The organism is Microcoleus sp. PH2017_08_TRC_O_A (assembly GCF_020738665.1).
Taxonomy (GTDB): Bacteria; Cyanobacteriota; Cyanobacteriia; order Cyanobacteriales; family Microcoleaceae; genus Microcoleus.
Genome location: NZ_JAEQCE010000021.1, coordinates 18,755 through 38,850 on the forward strand (window position 1 = coordinate 18,755; position 20,096 = coordinate 38,850).

Consider the following 20,096-nt stretch of genomic DNA (forward strand, 5'->3'; position numbering starts at 1 on the left):
CTTTGTCCGCGAGCCGATTTTGTACAACAATCATCTGTTCTCAGGACGGTGACTTGTGTAAAATCGCCCTTAAACAACTGCGCGATCGCGCGATCGCACCTTACTCGCACCAAAAAATATTTACTCTTAAAAAGCCCCATTGTACTCACAGGCACGGCAAAATTTAATTTCACATCTCACAGAGGAAGACACACCATGCAGCAGTTGACATCTCAAGCCCTAGAACACAATCTTTCCCAGCGCACGAAAACCTCGATTATGGTCATCGGAGGAGCCGAAGACAAGGTTCACGGGCGAGAGATTCTGAATACCTTTTTTTGCCGTGCTGGGGGTACAAACGCTCGGCTGGCGATCGTTCCCTGCGCTTCCCGAGATCCCGAAGGAATTAGCAACCGCTATCGCACCATATTTGACGAAATGGGCGTGAGTGCCGTCAAAGTCATTGACATCCGCGAACGCGAACAAGGCGAAAACCCCGTCTGGAAAGATTACTTGGAAGACTGTACGGGCGTATTCATCACAGGTGGCGACCAACTGCGGCTCTGCGGGCTGCTGGCCGACACTCCGCTGATGGAAAAAATTCGCGAATATACTCTCTCGGGTAAGATTACCCTCGCCGGCACCAGTGCGGGTGCTGCGGTAATGGGATATCACATGATTGCAGGTGGCGGAAGCGGTGCGTCACCCAACCGCTCTTTGGTAGACATGGCAAACGGACTTAACATTATTCCCAATATCATCGTAGACCAGCATTTTCACAATCGTAACCGCATGGCTCGCTTGTTGTCGGCTGTGGCTTGTCATCCCGATCGCCTCGCTATTGGTATTGACGAAGATACCTGCGCTTTGTTTGAGGGAGACGATACTATGAAGGTTCTAGGTAAAGGCACGGTGACTATTGTTGATTCTAGGGAAAGTTTTTATACCAACGAGGCAATGGTAGCAGCGACAGAACCCTTAAGTCTGTTCAATATGCGCTTGCACGTCTTGTGTCACGGAGATTGCTACAATATGCCCCTAGGCAAACCAATGCCATCGGCAGCCTGTTCCGAGTCTGGCTGGCCTTTGGAATGCCGCACAGCAAACTAACGCAGGATATCAGAGTCATCGATCGGGCAGAAAGTATGCGGCATTTGGGCCCAATCAAAGATACAACAGAAGGATGTATTCCAAAGCAGCCACGCGCTGACACCAGAAGGTAGAATCACACTCTTATTCTACCTTCTGGCTTCTAGTTGGTTCCTGCCCTTTACCTGCACTTGTTTCTAGCCGATCGCTGGGGCATTAATTTTCTTTCGCTGGCGGCCTATAACTGGAAATTCAATGCAAAACTGTTCACAGCGAACAGTCGATCGAGCAATCTAGCTCCAAATTGAATAAATGCTGCAATTACCTATAAGATTTAGCGACCCATACCCCTCTGACAGTCATGAAAATACTTAAAATCCAGACGTTACGCGGCCCCAACTACTGGAGCATCAGACGCCACAAACTCGTCCTCATGCGTCTGGATTTAGAGGAGTTGGCAGATAAAACCACATCTGAAATTCCTGGCTTCTACGAAGGGTTGACCGCCACACTCCCGAGTTTGGACGACCATCACTGTTCCCCCGGCCATCAGGGAGGCTTCCTGCAACGGGTCAGAGAAGGCACAATGATGGGACACGTCATCGAACACGTAGCCCTAGAACTTCAGGAAATGGCAGGAATGCCGGTCGGGTTCGGTCGCACCCGCGAAACTGCCACACCAGGCATTTACCAGGTAGTAATCGAGTATCAAAACGAACAAGCAGGTCGCTATGCCACCCGGGCGGGCGTGCGGATGTGCCAGAGCATTGCCGATACTGGAAGCTATCCAGCAGCGGAATTAGCCCAAGATTTGAGAGATCTCAGAGAGTTTGCTTTGTCGGCGGCCCTGGGCCCGAGTACCGAAACACTGATCAAGGAAGCAGAAGCGCGGGGCATTCCCTGGATACCTTTGAGCGCCCGGTTTATGATTCAGCTCGGTTACGGGGTGCACCAAAAGCGGATTCAGGCAACTCTCAGCAACCGCACGGGAGTTTTGGGGGTAGAACTAGCCTGTGATAAGGAAGGTACCAAAAATATCCTCGGGGCTGCTGGCGTACCGGTTCCAAGAGGGACGGTGATTAATTATTTGGACGAACTGGAAGGAGCGATCGAAGATGTGGGCGGTTATCCGATCGTCCTCAAACCGCTAGACGGCAACCACGGCCGCGGAATTACGATCGACATCAACTCCTGGGAAGTAGCAGAAGAAGCCTACGATTTAGCCAGCAACGCATCAAAAACCAAGAGTGTGATTGTCGAGCGCTACTACACCGGCCGCGACCACAGAGTATTAGTAGTCAACGGACAAGTCGTAGCAGTCGCCGAACGAGTCCCCGCTAACGTTGTGGGAGATGGCAAGTCTACAGTAGAACAGCTCGTTGAAGAAGTAAACCGCGATCCGCAGCGGGGAGACGGACACGACAACGTGCTCACCCGAATTACGATCGACAAATTGACCCTCGATTTGCTGCAAAAACAAGGCTACGCGATGGACTCGGTATTGCCGGCCGGCGAAAGAGTATTCTTGCGCGCGACAGCAAACTTGAGCACAGGTGGCATTGCAGTCGATCGCACCGACGAAATCCACCCAGAAAACGTCTGGCTATTTTCCCGAGTCGCCAAAATCATCGGCTTGGACATCGCCGGCATTGACGTAGTAACAGACGATATTTCCCAACCCCTGCGCGATACGAACGGAGTCATCGTCGAAGTCAACGCAGCACCGGGTTTCAGAATGCACGTCGCCCCGAGTCAGGGTTTGCCCCGCAACGTCGCCGGCGCTGTCTTCGATATGCTCTTCCCCTCGCCTCAACCCAGCCGGGTGCCGATTTTAGCGGTAACGGGAACCAACGGCAAAACTACAACCACTCGCCTGCTAGCCCACATTGTCAAGCAGACAGGTCAGATTACCGGCTACACGACTACCGACGGCACTTACATCGGCGATTATTTGGTCGAAAGCGGAGATAATACTGGGCCGCAGAGCGCTCATTTGATTTTGTCCGATCCCACCGTGGAAGTGGCGGTGCTGGAAACGGCTAGAGGCGGAATTTTGCGATCGGGCTTGGGCTTCGATCAGTGCGATGTCGGCGTCGTCTTGAACGTCGCGGCGGATCACTTGGGAATCGGCGACATCGACACCGTGGAACAACTAGCCAAACTCAAGAGCGTCCTCGTCGAGTCAGTAATGCCCAAAGGCTATGCAGTTTTGAATGCAGACGACCCGCTTGTATCACAAATGGCGCAGCGTGTCAAGGCTCAAATTGCATATTTTTCAATGAACCCGGACAACGAATTGGTTGCCAAACACACCGCTGCGGGCGGGCTGGCAGCAATTTACGAAAACGGCTACTTGTCCATCCTCAAAGGCGATTGGACGCTGAGAATTGAGCAGGCTGTGAATGTGCCGCTGACGATGGGCGGGCGGGCGCCGTTTATGATTGCGAATGCTTTAGCGGCTTGTTTGGCGGCTTTTGCTCAGGGAGTGAAAATAGAGGATATTCGATCGGCTTTGTCCAGCTTTCAGGCCTCCGTCGGTCAAACTCCGGGACGGATGAACCTGTTTAATTTGGGCAGCTATCACGCCTTGCTCGACTACGCCCACAACCCGCACAGCTACAAAGCTTTGGGTAGTTTTGTGCAGAATTGGGAAGGAATGCGGATCGGGGTAGTTGGTGCGCCGGGGGATAGACGAGATGAAGATTTTGTCACTTTGGGCAAACTTTCTGCCGATATGTTCGATCGGATTATTGTCAAAGAAGATGTTGACAGGCGCGGGCGAGAACCCGGTGTGGTGGCCAAGTTAATTTGCCAAGGGATTGCAGAGGCGATCGCCGCACGCACCCCAGACAAGTCTAAAGTTGAATACGAGTTGATTCTCGACGAGACAATTGCTGTTAACAAGGCTTTAGATCGAGCACCAGCAGGCAGTTTGGTGGTGATTTTACCCGAAGGCGTCACGAAAGCTCTGGCTTTGATTGAAGCCCGGAAACCGATTAAGGAATCTGCGGTAAATGCTGCTATTGTCGATCGGGTTTCCGAGTCGCGCGACAGCTTGAAAACTTCGGTGTAAATCAAGGCTAAAGTCTTAAGTCTCATTTAATTAATAGGTTGGGTTAACGAAAGGAAACCCAACCTTTTTGCTTTAGAAATTACGTAATTCCTGATTTTTATGAAACCTGCTATACTTAAGAAAAACTTTGTAAATCTTCCTCAGATAGCTGAGCTATTTTCATTAAAGCTCTCAAGGTTCCAAGTTTCAAATCTTGATTTCGGTGAACAGGAATTGACAAAATTTGTTCTAGTTCCGGGTTTTCATAGATATGATGACTGCCAGTAACTCTTTTCAGAACCCAACCTTTCTGCTCTACTATTTTGCAAAGTCGCTTGCCCGAAATAGATTTCATACAGCAATTTCCACAACTCGATCTGTGGAGGCAATTGCTTCACGACTATTAGCAACTTCCAGCCAACCTTCGATCGCATCTTTTAAATTAATTATTACTTCTTCTATCGTGTCTCCTTCAGTAATGCAGCCGGGAAGCGCTGGAACTTCTGCCCAATAGCCACCTTCTTCTGCGGGATGTACGATCGCTCTAATTTTCATAGATTTATTGAGGTATTTTTCACGCACTAAAGCCATAAAAACCCGGTTCCTAGGCAAAATCTTCGTTGTGAACGATCGACTTTAAGGCAGAAGCCGGGTTTTTGAGTCCGCCTGTATCTAGGAATATCGTCAAACATATTATAGCAAATATCAATAGTAAAGCGTCCTAACCGCCAAGGCGGTTGCTATAAAGCAAAATCGCCAGATAAATCGCCAATCCGAACCGATCTAATTATAAAATAAGGAAAAAGCAAGCAGCAGGATTGAAGCATGAATGAGGTCGATCGCACCAGAGTCGAAACATTCATCAATCGGTGGGCAGGTTCTAGCGGCAATGAACGCGCCAACTACCAGTTGTTTTTTGCGGAAATGTGCGATGCGCTGGGAGTCGATCGCCCGATCGATAAAGGCAGAATTCCCAACGATCCTTACTGCTTTGATAAAGATGTCAAAACCTTTCACCCCAGCGGGAAAGTGACTTCATGGTTTATCGATTTTCACAAAGCCGAGCATTTTTTGATTGAGGCAAAACAGGGCGGCACGACTGGTAAAAAAGGAACGGCAAAACGGGGAACGAATACCTATTTGCGAGAGATGGAAAAAGCGTTTGTGCAAGCAGTTGCTTATACTCGAACTTTCACCAGCAAACCGCCGTTTTTGTTAACTTGTGATATTGGCGATCATTTTGAATTGTGGATGGGGTTTAGCGGCGATTACGGCGGCTACGGGGCGCGGCGAGAAATTGCGCTGACAGAGTTGCGAAAGCCGGATGTTTTCGATCTGTTTGTCGATATATTTAGCAATCCGCAGCAGCGCAACCCAGAGAAAATTGCAGCGCGGGTGACGCGGGAAGTGGCGGCGGATTTGGCAGAGTTGGCGAAGGGGATGGAAGCAAATGTCGATCCGCAGCAAGTCGCCCAGTTTTTGATGCGCTGTATTTTCACCATGTTTGCTGAGGATGTGGGGTTGCTGAAGGAACATCTGTTTACCCACGCGCTGGAAACGCGATGGATTCTTAACCCGAAGACTTTTAAACCGGAGGTAGAGGCGCTGTGGGAGGCGATGAATGAGGGGACGAGTTTTGGCTTTCATGGCCAACTGTTGCGGTTTAATGGCGGATTGTTTGCGGAATCCCAGGCGTTTGCGTTGACAAAGACGCAGTTGGAAGTGTTGTTACAGGCGGCGAAGCGGGATTGGTGCAATGTGGAACCGGCGATTTTTGGAACGTTGGTGACGTTCTCCCCCGTTATACCGCTTCGGTTAACGGGGGCTTCAAAAGAATTATTCTAACTGAAACCCAGCTAACATTTCCTTTGCTTCTTGTTTCAATGGCTGAGTAATCTCTAAGCCTCCACAAGCAGAAACGATGAGTCCCACCGCTTTAAAATCCTCAATTGCTCTATGCAAAATATTTATTGCCGCATTAATATCACGGTCTAATTCAGTATGGCAATGAGGGCAAGAATGCCACCTAATTGATAAATCTTTTTTAACTTTAACTCCACACCCTGAGCAATCTTGAGATGTATTATTCGGGTTAACTTTAACAACACGAACGCCGCGTATTACCGCCACTGCTTCCAGTATCGTCATGAAACTTCCCCAAGCTGCATCTAAAATTGATTTCCCCCAGTGAGTACGAGCAAGTCCTTTTATATTCAGGTCTTCAACTGCAATTAAGTCATATTGTCTTACCAGGAAGTGTGCTGTTTTATAATGAAAATCTTTTCGCTGTCTCTGAATTCGTTGATGAATTTTGGCGACCTTATTAGCTTGCTTTTGATAGTTGGCGGAGCCTTTTTGTTGATTTGCTAACTTCCTTTGTTGTCTACCTAAATGATTTTGAGCTTTTCTTCTTGTTTGTTGAATCCGGACAATTTTACCGTCTGATGTCGCTAAAAATTTTTCTAAACCGACATCAATGCCAACTGCTGTTTTTATGGTATCTATTGGCATTAGTGTCGGTACACTGCCATCTTCTATGCTTAAGCAAACATACCAACCATCGGCTTTTTTAACAATGGTTGCCGTTTTGAGTGTAAATCCGTTAAGAATAGGACGATGTACAATTACTGGTATTTCTCCAATTCTGGGAATTCGTAATGTAGTTCCTGTTAAAAAACAAGCTGCTTTTGGGTGATTGACTCTAGAAAAACAAAACGAACGTAATTCACCTTTCTTTTTAAAGCGTGGTCTACCAGCACGTTTAAGGGTTTTATCCGGTGTTAACCAACGCCACCAAGCTTTTTCTAATCTTTGAATATTGATTTGCTGAACTTCAGAATAAATATCTTTGTACTCAGGAAATATTTTTTTGGTTTCCTTGAGTGCTGATTGCTGAGTGTAATAATTGGCGGTTTCAGGTATTTTGCCAATGGGCTCTGAGATAATTGAGCATCGGTCAATCCGGCAACGAGTACGATGTAGCCAGTCCAACCTTTGTCCTAAAGCATAATTCCAGTGCCGACGCAACAACTCCAACCAATTGTCCATGATGGCAATTTGTTCGGAGTTAGGCTTAATTCGGTACTGGTACGTTATCATCATGTCATTATCCTAAATCGTTTTCGGTTAATCCGCAAAGAATTTTCGGAATATCTCAGCAATTTCTACTATAAGCCTGTGTTCTGGACTGGCTCGTATTTTGTAGCTAGTTGTGGTGGCGTTACGATTGAACAGCTAAAAAATACGTTGAACAACAATCAGTACCAAATTAAATTGTGCTGCGCGTTTACTTAAAGAGTGGCAATTCCCCACCCGTTAAGCGAAGCGCTATCAAAAAGCCCTAGTCTCCACCCTCAAACAAATCCACGACGAACTCGATCGCGCCGTATTTGCCGCCTATGATTGGGAAGCAACCCTCACCGACGACCAAATCCTCGAAAACCTCGTCACCCTCAACGCCCAACGCGCCGAAGAAGAACGCAACGGACTAATTCGCTGGCTGCGTCCCGACTACCAAGCCCCAGGCGAAACCTACGTCCAACCATCCCTTGCAGGTATCATAACCGAAACAGAAATCGCCGTCTCCCCCACGGAACAACAACCTTTCCCCAAAACCCTGAAAGAGCAACTTTGGGCCATCCGCGACTTATTTCGCACCCAAAGCGGTGAATGGACAGCCGCCCAAGTCACCGCCCATTTCAAAGGCGCAAATCGCAAACAAAAAGTGATTCTCGACTGTCTAGAAAGCCTCGAAGATTTGGGGATTTTGCTCAGTCATGCGGAAAATGGGATGACGTTCTGGCATTTGGCGGAAGTTGGAAGCGATCGGTAAGTTTTGCTTGGCAATTGTTATCATAATTTTATCCAGCAAGAGGCGATCTAATGCTAGAAACCTTAGTCAAATTACCAGATTCCCTAAAACAGGAAGTTTTGCACTATGTAGAATTCTTAGCTGCAAAATATGCAAATAATGAGGTTGCCGTAAATCCTCCTCAAAAGAAACGTCAAGCCGGGATGATGAAAGGCACATTTATCTTACCGCTTTCTGATGATTTTGATGCACCATTAGAGGATTTCCAGGAGTATATGTAATGAGTACATTGCTCCTCGATACTCACACTTTTATTTGGTTTTCAGAAAATGCTCCTAACCTATCAGTTGCATTGAAAGAGCAGATTGAATCCGCCGATAGAGTCTATTTGAGTATTGCCAGTCTTTGGGAAATTGCCATCAAAATCAGCATTGGTAAACTGACGCTGCAATCAGACTATGCAGCGAAGCTCAGTTACCTGCTGCTGGCATCTTGTTACTGCCAATTTCATTTGCGGATACTGTACGGGTTCGCAACCTACCATTCCATCATCGCGATCCATTCGATCGCATTTTAATTGCCCAATCCATTAATCATTCTTTAGTTTTAGTCAGCCGTGATGAAATGTTTGATGCTTATGCTGTTCAAAGACTATGGACATAAACTAGATTTTTATCGCCAGTGCATCGAAAAGTTACTGCTCGAATCGGGTGAAGACCCGCCGATTAATGGTCAGATAGAAGTAGAATTCGTTTTTGACAAAGAACGCGATCGCTATTTGGTTATCGATTTAGGATGGAATGAACATGACCGTATTTATAACTGCTTCATTCACTTAGATATCAAAGATGGAAAAATTTGGATTCAGCGCAATCAAACCGATCGAAGTTTTGCTGATGAATTAGTAGAAATGGGGATTGCCAAAGAAGAGATCGTGTTAGGAGTTCAGCCTCCGTATGCGCGACAGTATACAGGGTTTGGAGTTGCATAGGAAAGTGTTGCAGCAGTGTGATATGGTCGGTATCGAGAATATATTGAGTCATAGAGTTTCAGACTCAGGAAAATCGATATCGGTATTTCGATCGTGCCGATAGGCTGCAACATATTCCGTGACTTCATTCAACAACGGATTGCATCTCAAAAGAGGCGAAACATTCAACATCGGACGCGCCTCGTACCAAGCAATCCGATCGTCTATTTCTGGCTGATTATCCAGATAAAAGCTAATCGCATCAAAAACTTGAGCACCCGTCACGAGTTGCAGTAACTTCTGTGGGATTTCTTCAGGCTTTATTCCTGATTTCCAAAACACCACAATATCCCGTACAGTCAATTGAGTACCTGCAATAATCGGTTCCCCCTGCAAAACTTCAAGATTGCGGGTGACATAGCGAGAAATACTTGTAGACGATAGCAAACTGGTCATAACGACCTCATAAGACAATGTAAATCTGCCTTCATCTTAGCGTAGTGGACAGAAGATGCCCGCGTTCATTATTGTTTGATTCATTACGAACCTTTTTTATTATGTAATCGCCCGGACATGATATTACGACAAAGATCCAGGAAACGGAGAAATAGTCTCGCAAAATGTCCTGACTGTGATTTTCCTACCTAAATCCTGAGCTAATAAATCGATACCGTCAATAACTCGATCTGGTTCTGCAATACTTAAAATATCGTAGCATCTTTCCCGATAATCGGGACGCTCTTGGAAATACTGAATCGCTCGATTTAGCGGTTTCATAACTTGATAAGCTGCTTCAGCTTTGTCGATCGCCTCTTGGGGAATCGGACTCGCTAACCTTTGAATTGCCAAGTCGATTAAATCTCTAGAGTTTACCAGCTCGCTCGGCCATCTGTCTGCATTTGCTAACAGTTTTTCTGCTATAATATCGATTTGATTCAAGCAAGGAACAGGCGACCAATTAGGATAATTTGGTTCGCCAAACTGAATTCGCCCTTCACAAACCATCTCGAATTTAATTGTAGTATCATCCACAATAACTGGAAATCTGATGCCGTATTGGTTTGATTGAATATCGTTGGGGAGAAAAATGCGATTGCGATTAGCAAAAATCGCATCATAGCCAGCTTCTGCCACTTTTCGGCGCAGGAGACTGTAGCCACCATCCATCGGACACATAAAGTCAATATCTTGGCTTAACCGATATTCCTCATGTTCCATACTTATCAGGGTTGGGCCACCAAAATAAGCGCGACATTCCTGCAAAAACTCGACATTCAAGTGGCTGAGTACAGTTAATATTTTTTGATGAATTTCACGTTTAAACATGGGTTTAAAATTTACCAGTTTTTCTGTTTCTTGGGGCTGGCCAATGCTTAATAGTTCCGCTACCAGCCAAGATTGATAATGTTGGCTAATTTGTTGAATAAAAATTAGTTCCTCAGAGTTGGGTTCTCCCAAAACTCCCCAATAATGCCAGCCAGATTCGTAGCGACATAGCATTTCCGGGACACTCAGATTTTTGACATTAGCAATTTGCCAGCATATAGCCTGAAGAAATGGCATTTTTGCGGGGATTTTAAATGCGGTTGCTATTTCTTTATCGTTCATCTTCTTTGCAAAACTCCTTCTCTATTCCATTTGCAAATACTCCAACACCAGCAGTCGCAAATAGTCTAGCATTCGGATATAAGACCGCATTTGAAGATAGCCCGATCGCATCTCATGATAAAAATTAGCAATCGCAGAACGATCGAACACCCGAAGGTGATGTAAGTCTGCGATCGCTTCCTCGCGAATTTCAACCCCTGCGCTAGTCTCAATCTGACTAGCATAACCACGAATACTGACTGTCACTAACTCAAGCTCCTCCAGAAATGAAAACTCTTCCTCGGAACCAAGATAGTTCTGAGCTATCTCTTTGCGCTCTGATTTAGTGTTTTGATAGTCAACCGTCAACTGTGCCAAAAGCTGCACAATAATATCTTGCTGAATCGCTAACTTGTTTTGAACTTGTGTCATATTTCTATTCCTCATTGATGCCATAAGTCACGATTTTTTCAACACCATACCGATCGGATCGAACAATTAAAAACTCATTTCCCTTTCTGTAAACAGCGGCTCCATCCTGCCGATATCCCGTGCGAGGAACTCTTACAGCACCTCTAGTGCTGAAGTTGTGTGCCTTACGCAGATATTTGAGTGGATCGAATCCTTTTCTTTGTGAATGGTCTAACACACTTTGGGCCACAGTTCGATAAGTTCCTCTATCCCATTCAGACAGATATTGCTGTAGTTCAATAACTTCAGTGTTGGAATAGTCTTCAAACAGTTGATCTAGATAAGGATCTACAGATGATTCGTCTGGCATTTTCACTTTCATTCCAGAGGATATTACTGATTATAGCTTTTTGGGAATAAGATCGATCGCCTTTTAGATTAAATCCGCTCTTCATCGGAATGATTCATCTCTCTGATCTCTTCCTCTGTGTTCTCTGCGTACTCTGTGGTTAAATCAATCCGATCCAATCAGAATTGATATTACCTCTTAACAACCGCCCACTGAGTCACCGGTGCAAGCGGTTTCCAACCCTGAAAAGAACCGATCGCACCAACCCGCTGAATCCCAATTCTAATCAGTTCCCCACCATGCAAAGAATGCCATTGCAAAATCTTAAGTTCGCTTTCAATCGTCACCGCATTCACCACCAAACGCCCGCCTTCACCCAAAGCATTCCAACAAGTTTCTAGCAAACCTTCTGCGGTGACACCGCCACCGATGAAAATAGCATCTGGTTGAGGCAAATTTGCCAAAGCATCCGGTGCTGAACCCGTGATAATTTTGAGTTCCGAAACACCCAAATTAGAGGCATTTTCAGCGATGTATTGCAGTCGAGTTGGATGGCGCTCGATCGCGATCGCCCGACAACTCCGATGACTCCGCATCCACTCAATCGCGATCGAACCGCAGCCCGCGCCCACATCCCACAGCAACTCCCCCGGAATCGGCGCTAACGCCGACAGCGTAACGGCTCTAACCTCCCGTTTTGTCAACTGTCCATCGTGGCGATAGGCTGCATCCGGTAAGCCGGAGGTGCGGGAAACAATCAGAGTTTCGCGATCGGCTGTAACTGCAATGGCGATCGCATTCAAATCGGCTAAATCCGTCGCATTCCAAGCTGCTGCAACTCCCTCGATCCGCCGTTCCGCCTCCGACCCCATCCGCTCGAACACGGTCATCAAACTGCTGCCAAACCCGCGCTGTGTCAACAATTCGGCGACCTTTCCCGGCGTGTGTCGATCGGCACTCAAGACTAGCAACCGCGCACCGGGAGAGAAACTAAGGGCGATCGAGGCGATCGGGCGATTTGTTAAGCTGAAAGTCTCAACATCCGCCAGAGGCCAACCCAAACGGGCGCAAGCCAGACTAAAAGCCGATGCTGCGGGAATCACAGTCATTTCGGCGATCGGAATCCGGCGCGACAGCGTGACACCAATCCCGTGACACATCGGATCGCCACTTGCGAGCACGCAAACAGCCTCTGGGCGACGGCTGATGATGCTGTCAACTGTGGTTTGTAGTGGTGAAGCCCAAACTAATTTTTCGCGGGTGTCGTCGGTGGGTAGCATTGCGAGGTGACGCGCGCCACCGACAACGATTTTAGATCGATCGAGTAACGAAAGGGCGATCGAACTCAATCCCGAAAGTCCGTCTTCGCCAATTCCCACCACCGAAAGCCATTTGTGCATTGCGCCCTGACTGCTAATTACTACTTATCGATTCTAAAGAATAATATGGGATTTTCATTGACAATCCTTTCTTCTACTTGTCTCATCCCGAGTCTGGCTGCTAATTTGCATGATTCAATGTTTGGGCGATCGCAACTTGCAACCAGATAATCTAATCCAAGTCCATCAAAACCATACTCTAATATTTTGGTGGATGCTTCAGTAGCGTAGCCTTTTTTAATAGCTTTCGGCAACAGCGCATAGACCAACTGCGGCTGCGGTTCCTCAAAAAAATACCACAACCCCACAAATCCAATAACTTCGCGATCGTTCTTTCTCTCGATAAACCACAAGCCGAATTTCTTTTCTCCAAACAGTTGTTCGTTCTGTTCGATCATTTCTTCCACTGGATCTAGCGACCAAATTTGACCGTCGCACAAATATCTCCTGACATAGGAATCGGTAAAAATGGCGTGCAGCTTGTTGAGATCGTTCTCTACAATCGGTGTCAAAATCAATCTATCAGTTTCAAGTATCATTGGACTTCTATTTGTCAACAGTTCGCAAACTTATAAAACCTGATTCACCAAATATCTAGTCTACCATGATATTATATCCGATCGATTAACCATACAGTGCGATCTAGAAGCTCGCACTAGACAATATCGAAATTTTAATATATTTTATCGAACCCTATGCCAATTTTGTTTTTGGCATACAGAAATAGATCGATCGCCCTTAGAGGCAAGTAACTTTTGAGGAAAGTGCGATCGAAAGAACAATGAGAGACTGGCATCAGTTTGATCGAAAACAAAAAATAATCACCGTCGGCTACGGAACCTCAGTTGCGCTGGTACTGGTAGCAATTGGTTGTACCGCGTGGGATGCGATCGTGGTGACGGCAGGCATCTTTAAAACCACTCTCGGTATCTTTAAAACAACTCCTTGTCTGGCTTACAAATTTGAAGACGTTAACCCTTTAATTGCAGGTAAAAACGTTAAACTAAAAATCGGGGAAGGCAGCGGTTCAGATTGCGGAGTATCTGAGTTCGCATTGTTGGTAAAACCAGCAGTTTGGTCATCACAAGATACCAAAGTTATCCAACTTTCCCAAGATGGAACTGTGACGGGAATTGCGCCGGGAAAGTTTACCGTGTTGGCAAAAACAGGACAAAAAACACTCTTGATGTCTGGTGTTGTTTATCCGCCAGATTGGGATGTTCGGATTCAGCCAGAAGTGGCGACAGTGCGCGTGGGCGATCGCATTACCTTTGAAATGATCGCCTCTGATTCAAAAGGCAATTTGCTACCCCCATTAACTTTCGGGCTGCGGACTCCAGATTATCAGGAACCGGGGCCTGGTGCGCCAACCAAGCCTCCGAATTCGCGGCCGTTACTCGATCGCACCTTTCATCATATGGGCGCGCAACCGGGCACGTTTCGGGCGCTGCGCCCCGGAAAGATTGCGATTACGGGTAAAATGGGCGATCGGATAAAATCAGCCCAATTAACTATCAAATAAAACAACAAGTTTTGTTGCTTTTTTATGAATGTAGGCGACCGCATAATTTTGACAGTTGCTGCTTATACACCAATACGGTTTACTTAGAATAGTCCGAAGAGAGGAACGAAGCAATCTCCGTATCTATTTATCATAGGGTTTTACCCTCAGGGCGGTCTTAAGTAAACGGTATTAGATTATAAGCTGTCTAGCCTCTAAATTGTAGATTTTGGGGCGGGCTAGAAGCCTACCCCACAAGAGTTTTAAAACCCGGAGAAACCCCCTAACCCCGCTTAGGTCGGGGGGACAAGAGCCTTCTCAAAGTTTCCCTTTTTAAGGGGGATTTAGGGGGATCTGAATTTGAGGTGAAATGTTGAATATTTAATTAGTTAATTCCTACTTCCAACCCAACCACCTTAACAAAGGCACAACCAAATAATGACTAACTCCCAAACAAAGCCCGATCGCACTTCCCAACAAACCAAAAAATGCAATTGAACTCCCAATCTGCAACCAGCCGAAGGGATAACCAGACGAAAGATCCAAAATTCCTAAAAAACTCCCTGGAAAAATGCTCAAAGCATTCAAAAATAGAAACATTCCCGTCGAACAAGCAGCCACCACCAAAGCGTGCGCTAATTGGTGACTCCGCAAACCCATGCCGATGGTTAAAGTGGCGATCGCAAATGCCCCCAAAATAATCCCCTGCACGCCGCTAAAAGCAGTCGCTTCCATCCAGCACAAACTCGCCAACAAATAGCCCTGAGCACCCATCAATCCCGACAGCCAATACTGTTTTTGCTGGCGAAAACTCCCCGCATCCGTCAAACCTATCGCAGTGCCCCAGCCCGCAAAAGCAAACAAGAGCACTTCCGGGCCGACATTAAAACTCATATAAGGAATTAATTGGTGCAAACCTTCATTCAAAAAACTCGCAAATTCCGGGCCAATAGGCGAAGCATAGGCCAAAACCAAACCGCCGATCGCCCCTGCGGATCCACCAACCCCACCGAGCACCATTTCCCAGCCCGTATCCAGAGAAGCTACTACAAGTTGGGCGATCGCGCCGAACACCAAAACCGTCAAACTTGCCGTTTTTTGCGCCGTCGCCACCACCACTTGCCGGCAAAATTCCACAATAGCTTGACTGACTGGGGCTAACGCAATTTTGCCCTTACTCTTAGCATAAATATCTTGCAAACGCGATCGAACATCCGCAGCCGAAGCCGGACGCTGCTGTATATTCGATCGCACCATATCATCCAACAAATTCGCAAAAGCCGGACTCACAGACACAATGTGGCGCCAGCGCAACTCCCCCGTCATCGGATCTTCAATTTCCGCCGGATACTTCCCCGTCAGCAAATGAATGCAAGTCCGCCCGAGGGCATAAAAATCCGTCGCCGGGACAACTTGGCCCCCAACAATTTGTTCCGGCGGGCTGTACCCAGGCGAAATCAACCGCGTCGAAGAAGCAGAATCTTTCCCCATTGGTTCGACACCGCCCATTTGTTTAACTCCCCCAAAGTCGATCGTCACCAATTGCAAACCGCCCAAACCCTTGCTCAGCAACACTTGGGGCGACTCCGGGTCTCGCAGCATCAAATTGGAGGGTTTAATGTCGCGGTGAATAATCTGACACCGATGCAACTCCTCTAAAATTTGCACAGCTTGACTCAGCCAGCTAAACACCCATTCCTGCGGACATCCCTGAGGGTGATCTTCAAGAATTTCTTCTAAAGTTTTGCCGTGAATCTTTTCCATTACCAAACAAGGTAAGCGCCTCCCTGTGGCATTTCCATCCCCGCCTCCCAAATTTTGGGTTTGGACGTGAAAATAACCGTCCGGCTCGACTCTTGGAACGCCGGGGTGCCGCAAAATTGCCAAAACCCAAGCTTCCTGCTCGAACAGTTTTAGCGCTTTCGGAGAAGTTTCGAGCAACAATTTGAGGACGCGCTCGGTTTGAGTTTCTGCGTCCCAAACTGTGTAGATAGCTGCAAAACCCCCGGTACCGAGCCCTTGTAGAGGTATGTAGCGATTTTTTAGCCGCAGCGGAGTCCCGCAACTCTGACAAAAATTGTTGCCCCAAGTCTGAGGGTAAGGCCTTGGGCAATCTGGATTGATGCAGTGGACGGCTTGTGAAGGGGGGTGAGGCACAACCAGAGTAAAGATGGGGCTAGATATCCATAGTAGACTTACGTGCAGCTAACGCAGAAACCCGGTTTGCCGCACAAGTCCTGTCCATATTATGTGCTATGCTGCCGACTTTTAGGTACGTTGTTGGGCTTCAGCCCTCTTTACATATATTAGAAGAGGGCTGAAGCCCAACAACGTACCTTTGGAGTTCTATAAGTATTTATAACTAATTTTTTCCTACCCCCAACCCAAAATTTAATATCTAAAATTTAATCGATCTCCACCATGATTTAAGTATTTATGACTAATTTTTTCTCCTTCTCCAATCTAAAATCTAAAATTTAAAATCTAAAATCTCATCGATCCCCAACCCTTAGCCCTGCATCCTTCGCCACTTTTGTTTGATAAGATATGTTACATAAAATTTCCTAATGTAAAGCTAAATAAACAATACTTATGATGATTAAAAGAATATTAAAATTGTAACGCGCCACTTTATTGATATATTTCTAAGAGCCTGCGATCGGGCAAAAAAATTAAGCGAATACTAGGAAGCGAGATATGGCTTACGCGCAAACCCAAACTCAATCAAAGGCTGGGTATAAAGCCGGAGTTCAAGACTATAAACTAACGTATTACACACCGGACTACACGCCGAAAGATACAGATATTTTGGCAGCATTCCGCGTCACACCTCAGCCAGGAGTTCCCCCAGAAGAAGCTGGAGCTGCTGTGGCTGCTGAATCTTCCACCGGTACATGGACAACTGTGTGGACTGACCTCCTGACCGACCTCGACCGCTACAAAGGTCGCTGCTACGACATCGAGCCAGTTCCCGGTGAAGACAACCAATACATCTGCTTCATCGCTTATCCTTTGGATTTGTTTGAAGAAGGTTCCGTCACCAACTTGCTGACCTCTTTGGTTGGTAACGTTTTCGGTTTCAAAGCTCTGCGTGCTCTGCGGTTAGAAGACTTGCGGATTCCCATTGCTTACCTGAAAACATTCCAAGGCCCTCCTCACGGTATTACCGTTGAGCGCGACAAATTGAACAAGTACGGCCGTCCTTTGCTGGGTTGTACAATTAAGCCCAAATTGGGTCTGTCTGCTAAGAACTACGGCCGCGCCGTTTACGAAGTTCTACGCGGCGGTTTGGACTTCACCAAAGACGACGAAAACATCAACTCGCAACCGTTCATGCGTTGGCGCGATCGTTTCTTGTTCGTTCAAGAAGCTATTGAAAAAGCTCAAGCAGAAACTGGCGAAGTCAAGGGTCACTACCTCAACGTAACCGCCCCTACCTTTGAAGAAATGATGGAACGGGCTGAGTTCGCCAAAGAAATCAAAACCCCCATCATCATGCACGACTACCTAACCGGTGGTTTCACTGCAAACACCAGCTTGGCCAAATGGTGCCGTCGCAACGGTATTCTGTTGCACATTCACCGCGCTATGCACGCCGTGATCGATCGTCAAAAGAACCACGGTATCCACTTCCGCGTGCTTGCCAAGTGCTTGCGGATGTCCGGCGGCGACCACCTGCACTCCGGTACAGTTGTGGGCAAACTCGAAGGCGAAAAAGGCATCACGATGGGCTTCGTAGACTTGATGCGCGAAGACCACATCGAAGAAGACCGCAGCCGCGGTATTTACTTCACCCAAGATTGGGCCTCCATGCCTGGTGTCATGCCAGTTGCTTCCGGTGGTATCCACATCTGGCACATGCCAGCCTTGGTTGAAATCTTCGGCGACGACTCCTGCTTGCAGTTCGGCGGCGGCACCTTGGGCCACCCTTGGGGTAACGCACCTGGTGCAGCAGCTAACCGCGTTGCATTGGAAGCTTGCGTTCAAGCTCGTAACGAAGGCCGCAACTTGATGCGCGAAGGCGGAGACATCATTCGCGAAGCTTGCAAATGGAGCCCTGAATTGGCTGTTGCTTGCGAACTCTGGAAAGAAATCAAGTTTGAGTTCGAGGCAATGGATACCGTTTGATGATTTTTGGTTAGAGATTTTAAGTTTTAGGTCGCAAACTTGCTGTTAAGTCTTTATCTTTGAAGAAGATTTACAAGTAAGTTTGCATCCAAAATCTAAAATTCAAAACCTAAAATTTGAGGGAGCTGGGGTCAAATGGATCTCAAACAAGTTGCGAAAGACACCGCTAAGGTGCTGGCAAGTTACCTAACCTATCAATCCGTGCGGATTGTTGTAGCTCAGTTGAGCGAAACCAATCCTCCTCTGGCAATCTGGCTGAATGACTTTTCCACCAAGGGCAAAATCCAAGATGGAGAAGCTTACATTGAGGAACTGCTGAGGGAAAATCAAGATTTAGGATTTCGGATCATGACGGTGCGAGAATATCTGGCGCACGATGTGACGGAATTTTTGCCAGAAATGGTTTGTACTGGCATTCAACAGTCGAATATGGAACACAGACGCCAGCATTTGGAGCGAATTACGCAACTTAATTGGTCTGTTTCTAGCAGTAATCCTGAAACATCCTCAATAGATTCTGAACCGAATCTGGATAATTTGTCGAGTTAATCGATCGCACTTGGCGAATCGAACACACACCTTAGAGATACAAAAAATGAAGACTTTACCTAAAGAGCGTCGTTACGAAACTCTGTCATATTTGCCCCCGCTGACAGACGCCCAAATTGCCAAGCAACTGCAATACATCTTGGATCAAGGCTATATTCCCGGCGTAGAATTCAACGAAACCTCTGCCGCTGAAATGCGCTACTGGACATTGTGGAAGTTGCCTTTGTTTGGTGCTCGCAGCGTCCAAGAAATCATGACTGAAGTTCAAGCTTGCCGCTCTGAAAACCCCACCTGCTACATCCGCGTCATGGGTTTTGACAACGTGAAGCAGTGCCAAGTGCTGAGCTTCATCGTGCACAAGCCTAACACCAGAGGCTACTAAGCTTTAACAACTCTATTTTGTAGAGAAAAAGCTAGCTAAAAATTGAGGCGTGGGAATTCTCCCCGCCTCATTTTTTTGTGCAGAAGACTCGGCGGTTGAAACCGCCTCTGTACATATAAAAGCTGCTTCCGCCGTTTCAAGATTGGATTGTTAGAGCTTGCAAATAGCTTTGAACACTTGCAGCAACACAACTGAAGATTCTGGTTCCATCAGATTTAGCAAAGGCATTAACTGATAGGTGGGCGGATTTCCACGACGGATATTGACAAACTGATATTCCATTCCATTGGTTGTCAAACCCCAGATTGCGTCTTGATATTTTAAATTTTGATAAGCATAGGTAAGCAATTGGGATAAACCCATAAATGCGTTGATTCCTGAATTTTTAGTTTCAATCACTAAAACCCAAAAAGATGTTTCACTTCTTAATGATTTTAATTTATTGACTGCCAAAATATCAAACCGCCCTTTAATGATTATGTCTTCATCTTCAATGCTAATTTCGGCAATGTCTTGTTCTAGACTAATTTTAATAGGTGGGCGGTAGAAGCCAGCTAATCGCATTAAGGGAAAAGTAGTCAGAGCTTGTACCAATCCTTCAGAAACGCGATCGGTAGAGATGTAGTCATCGAAGTCATCCCGGATTTGTATAAGTTCCTGCTGTTCGTGTTCTGTTATATCTTCAAGGGATAACAGCGAGGTAAATGAGCTGTTGTAGTGCTTTTGTAAGCCGAAAAGACGGTGGACTTCTCCTAATGTTAAGTTTTTGGCATTAATAACTGTCATAATCTTCAAACAAATTAAGTCTCTATTGTAATTATAACATATGCACAAAACTAGGTTTGTAGTAAGGACTTCAGTCCTTAAAACCGAGGCTGAAAGGACTAAAGTCCTCACTACGAACTTGAA

The 20,096-nt window shown here is 46.5% G+C and carries 20 protein-coding genes and 2 pseudogenes; 11 read left to right on the forward strand and 11 right to left on the reverse strand.

The genetic code is table 11. The features are described 5' to 3' along the window. Nucleotides 1-195 precede the first annotated feature (195 nt). Nucleotides 196-1,089, forward strand: a complete 894-nt coding sequence (locus tag JGK22_RS08925) for a cyanophycinase (RefSeq protein WP_293181166.1) — start codon at nt 196-198, stop codon at nt 1,087-1,089. Between the two features lie 340 nt (nt 1,090-1,429). Next, nucleotides 1,430-4,141 (forward strand): cyanophycin synthetase, encoded by a 2,712-nt coding sequence (cphA, locus tag JGK22_RS08930; protein ID WP_293180866.1) that lies wholly within the window; start codon nt 1,430-1,432, stop codon nt 4,139-4,141. Nucleotides 4,142-4,256: 115 nt separating this feature from the next. Here the strand turns inward: cphA and JGK22_RS08935 are convergent, their stop codons facing one another. Beyond that, on the reverse strand, nt 4,257-4,475 hold the full coding sequence (locus tag JGK22_RS08935; protein WP_293180869.1) for a type II toxin-antitoxin system HicA family toxin: 219 nt from the start codon (nt 4,473-4,475) through the stop codon (nt 4,257-4,259). Further along, complete coding sequence (locus JGK22_RS08940; protein ID WP_293181169.1) at nt 4,472-4,675, reverse strand: type II toxin-antitoxin system HicB family antitoxin; 204 nt, start codon at nt 4,673-4,675, stop codon at nt 4,472-4,474. The genes JGK22_RS08935 and JGK22_RS08940 overlap by 4 nt, the downstream gene beginning before the upstream one ends. Before the next feature lie 270 nt (nt 4,676-4,945). Between JGK22_RS08940 and JGK22_RS08945 the strand changes: the two genes are divergently transcribed. Beyond that, nucleotides 4,946-5,965: a type IIL restriction-modification enzyme MmeI gene (locus JGK22_RS08945; RefSeq protein ID WP_293180872.1), complete on the forward strand. Its 1,020-nt coding sequence runs from the start codon at nt 4,946-4,948 to the stop codon at nt 5,963-5,965. Here JGK22_RS08945 and JGK22_RS08950 read toward each other — a convergent pair. Further along, complete coding sequence (locus tag JGK22_RS08950) at nt 5,957-7,222, reverse strand: transposase (protein ID WP_293191107.1); 1,266 nt, start codon at nt 7,220-7,222, stop codon at nt 5,957-5,959. The genes JGK22_RS08945 and JGK22_RS08950 overlap by 9 nt on opposite strands. A gap of 21 nt (nt 7,223-7,243) precedes the next feature. On the opposite strand from JGK22_RS08950, the pseudogene JGK22_RS08955 reads away from it, so the two are divergent. From JGK22_RS08955 to JGK22_RS08970, 4 genes and pseudogenes are all read left to right on the forward strand, one after another. Continuing rightward, a pseudogene (locus JGK22_RS08955) lies at nt 7,244-7,392 on the forward strand (transposase); the annotation flags it as partial. Between the two features lie 610 nt (nt 7,393-8,002). Beyond that, entirely contained in the window at nt 8,003-8,212 is a 210-nt protein-coding gene (locus tag JGK22_RS08960) for a DUF2281 domain-containing protein (RefSeq protein WP_293312718.1), read from the forward strand. Next, nucleotides 8,212-8,594, forward strand: a pseudogene (locus JGK22_RS08965) (type II toxin-antitoxin system VapC family toxin). Before JGK22_RS08960 ends, JGK22_RS08965 begins: the two are co-directional and overlap by 1 nt. Then, a complete protein-coding gene (locus tag JGK22_RS08970) occupies nt 8,569-8,922 on the forward strand; it encodes a XisI protein (protein WP_293180884.1) in 354 nt (117 codons plus the stop codon). The pseudogene JGK22_RS08965 and the gene JGK22_RS08970 overlap by 26 nt, the downstream one beginning before the upstream one ends. 48 nt (nt 8,923-8,970) lie before the next feature. On the opposite strand, the gene JGK22_RS08975 is transcribed toward JGK22_RS08970, so the two are convergent. The 6 genes from JGK22_RS08975 to JGK22_RS09000 all read right to left on the reverse strand — a co-directional run bounded on the left by JGK22_RS08975 (nt 8,971) and on the right by JGK22_RS09000 (nt 13,166). Continuing rightward, nucleotides 8,971-9,357 carry a DUF433 domain-containing protein gene (locus JGK22_RS08975; protein WP_293191103.1) on the reverse strand — a complete coding sequence of 129 codons (387 nt, stop codon included), beginning with the start codon at nt 9,355-9,357 and terminating at the stop codon, nt 8,971-8,973. A 123-nt stretch (nt 9,358-9,480) separates the two neighbouring features. Beyond that, entirely contained in the window at nt 9,481-10,509 is a 1,029-nt protein-coding gene (locus JGK22_RS08980) for a nucleotidyl transferase AbiEii/AbiGii toxin family protein (protein WP_293212097.1), read from the reverse strand. 21 nt (nt 10,510-10,530) lie between these two features. Further along, the gene (locus JGK22_RS08985; protein WP_293206469.1) at nt 10,531-10,920 is read right to left on the reverse strand and encodes a hypothetical protein; all 390 of its coding nucleotides are present in this window, start codon (nt 10,918-10,920) and stop codon (nt 10,531-10,533) included. 4 nt (nt 10,921-10,924) lie between these two features. Then, the gene (locus JGK22_RS08990) at nt 10,925-11,269 is read right to left on the reverse strand and encodes a hypothetical protein (RefSeq protein ID WP_293217851.1); all 345 of its coding nucleotides are present in this window, start codon (nt 11,267-11,269) and stop codon (nt 10,925-10,927) included. Nucleotides 11,270-11,439: 170 nt separating this feature from the next. Then, the gene (cbiE, locus tag JGK22_RS08995; protein WP_293224695.1) at nt 11,440-12,648 is read right to left on the reverse strand and encodes a precorrin-6y C5,15-methyltransferase (decarboxylating) subunit CbiE; all 1,209 of its coding nucleotides are present in this window, start codon (nt 12,646-12,648) and stop codon (nt 11,440-11,442) included. Between the two features lie 20 nt (nt 12,649-12,668). Next, nucleotides 12,669-13,166, reverse strand: coding sequence for a GNAT family N-acetyltransferase (locus JGK22_RS09000; RefSeq protein ID WP_293180899.1), 498 nt, complete (start codon nt 13,164-13,166; stop codon nt 12,669-12,671). A 242-nt stretch (nt 13,167-13,408) separates the two neighbouring features. Here JGK22_RS09000 and JGK22_RS09005 point away from each other — a divergent pair, with 242 nt between their 5' ends. Then, entirely contained in the window at nt 13,409-14,149 is a 741-nt protein-coding gene (locus tag JGK22_RS09005) for a hypothetical protein (RefSeq protein ID WP_293206465.1), read from the forward strand. 375 nt (nt 14,150-14,524) lie between these two features. Here JGK22_RS09005 and JGK22_RS09010 read toward each other — a convergent pair whose 3' ends face one another. Continuing rightward, nucleotides 14,525-16,285 (reverse strand): serine/threonine-protein kinase, encoded by a 1,761-nt coding sequence (locus JGK22_RS09010; RefSeq protein ID WP_293206463.1) that lies wholly within the window; start codon nt 16,283-16,285, stop codon nt 14,525-14,527. 540 nt (nt 16,286-16,825) lie between these two features. Between JGK22_RS09010 and JGK22_RS09015 the strand changes: the two genes are divergently transcribed. From JGK22_RS09015 to JGK22_RS09025, 3 genes are all read left to right on the forward strand, one after another. Then, a complete protein-coding gene (locus tag JGK22_RS09015; RefSeq protein ID WP_293154026.1) occupies nt 16,826-18,256 on the forward strand; it encodes a form I ribulose bisphosphate carboxylase large subunit in 1,431 nt (476 codons plus the stop codon). A 135-nt stretch (nt 18,257-18,391) separates the two neighbouring features. Beyond that, nucleotides 18,392-18,805 carry a chaperonin family protein RbcX gene (locus JGK22_RS09020; protein WP_293217842.1) on the forward strand — a complete coding sequence of 138 codons (414 nt, stop codon included), beginning with the start codon at nt 18,392-18,394 and terminating at the stop codon, nt 18,803-18,805. Nucleotides 18,806-18,851: 46 nt separating this feature from the next. Continuing rightward, a complete protein-coding gene (locus JGK22_RS09025) occupies nt 18,852-19,187 on the forward strand; it encodes a ribulose bisphosphate carboxylase small subunit (protein WP_293154020.1) in 336 nt (111 codons plus the stop codon). 150 nt (nt 19,188-19,337) lie between these two features. Here JGK22_RS09025 and JGK22_RS09030 read toward each other — a convergent pair whose 3' ends face one another. Continuing rightward, entirely contained in the window at nt 19,338-19,973 is a 636-nt protein-coding gene (locus tag JGK22_RS09030; RefSeq protein ID WP_293180908.1) for a restriction endonuclease subunit R, read from the reverse strand. Nucleotides 19,974-20,096 lie beyond the last annotated feature (123 nt).

What these genes read in the sequence shown, in the direction of transcription:
- JGK22_RS08950 (WP_293191107.1), bottom strand. Translation starts at nt 7,222, where the DNA reads ATGATGATAACGTACCAGTACCGAATTAAGCCTAACTCCGAACAAATT.
- JGK22_RS08970 (WP_293180884.1), top strand. Translation starts at nt 8,569, where the DNA reads ATGCTGTTCAAAGACTATGGACATAAACTAGATTTTTATCGCCAGTGC.
- JGK22_RS09020 (WP_293217842.1), top strand. Translation starts at nt 18,392, where the DNA reads ATGGATCTCAAACAAGTTGCGAAAGACACCGCTAAGGTGCTGGCAAGT.
- JGK22_RS09015 (WP_293154026.1), top strand. Translation starts at nt 16,826, where the DNA reads ATGGCTTACGCGCAAACCCAAACTCAATCAAAGGCTGGGTATAAAGCC.
- JGK22_RS09005 (WP_293206465.1), top strand. Translation starts at nt 13,409, where the DNA reads ATGAGAGACTGGCATCAGTTTGATCGAAAACAAAAAATAATCACCGTC.
- JGK22_RS09000 (WP_293180899.1), bottom strand. Translation starts at nt 13,166, where the DNA reads ATGATACTTGAAACTGATAGATTGATTTTGACACCGATTGTAGAGAAC.
- JGK22_RS09030 (WP_293180908.1), bottom strand. Translation starts at nt 19,973, where the DNA reads ATGACAGTTATTAATGCCAAAAACTTAACATTAGGAGAAGTCCACCGT.
- JGK22_RS08975 (WP_293191103.1), bottom strand. Translation starts at nt 9,357, where the DNA reads ATGACCAGTTTGCTATCGTCTACAAGTATTTCTCGCTATGTCACCCGC.
- JGK22_RS08940 (WP_293181169.1), bottom strand. Translation starts at nt 4,675, where the DNA reads ATGAAAATTAGAGCGATCGTACATCCCGCAGAAGAAGGTGGCTATTGG.
- JGK22_RS08985 (WP_293206469.1), bottom strand. Translation starts at nt 10,920, where the DNA reads ATGACACAAGTTCAAAACAAGTTAGCGATTCAGCAAGATATTATTGTG.
- JGK22_RS08925 (WP_293181166.1), top strand. Translation starts at nt 196, where the DNA reads ATGCAGCAGTTGACATCTCAAGCCCTAGAACACAATCTTTCCCAGCGC.
- JGK22_RS08935 (WP_293180869.1), bottom strand. Translation starts at nt 4,475, where the DNA reads ATGAAATCTATTTCGGGCAAGCGACTTTGCAAAATAGTAGAGCAGAAA.
- cphA (WP_293180866.1), top strand. Translation starts at nt 1,430, where the DNA reads ATGAAAATACTTAAAATCCAGACGTTACGCGGCCCCAACTACTGGAGC.
- JGK22_RS08945 (WP_293180872.1), top strand. Translation starts at nt 4,946, where the DNA reads ATGAATGAGGTCGATCGCACCAGAGTCGAAACATTCATCAATCGGTGG.
- JGK22_RS08990 (WP_293217851.1), bottom strand. Translation starts at nt 11,269, where the DNA reads ATGCCAGACGAATCATCTGTAGATCCTTATCTAGATCAACTGTTTGAA.
- JGK22_RS08980 (WP_293212097.1), bottom strand. Translation starts at nt 10,509, where the DNA reads ATGAACGATAAAGAAATAGCAACCGCATTTAAAATCCCCGCAAAAATG.
- JGK22_RS09025 (WP_293154020.1), top strand. Translation starts at nt 18,852, where the DNA reads ATGAAGACTTTACCTAAAGAGCGTCGTTACGAAACTCTGTCATATTTG.
- JGK22_RS08960 (WP_293312718.1), top strand. Translation starts at nt 8,003, where the DNA reads ATGCTAGAAACCTTAGTCAAATTACCAGATTCCCTAAAACAGGAAGTT.
- cbiE (WP_293224695.1), bottom strand. Translation starts at nt 12,648, where the DNA reads ATGCACAAATGGCTTTCGGTGGTGGGAATTGGCGAAGACGGACTTTCG.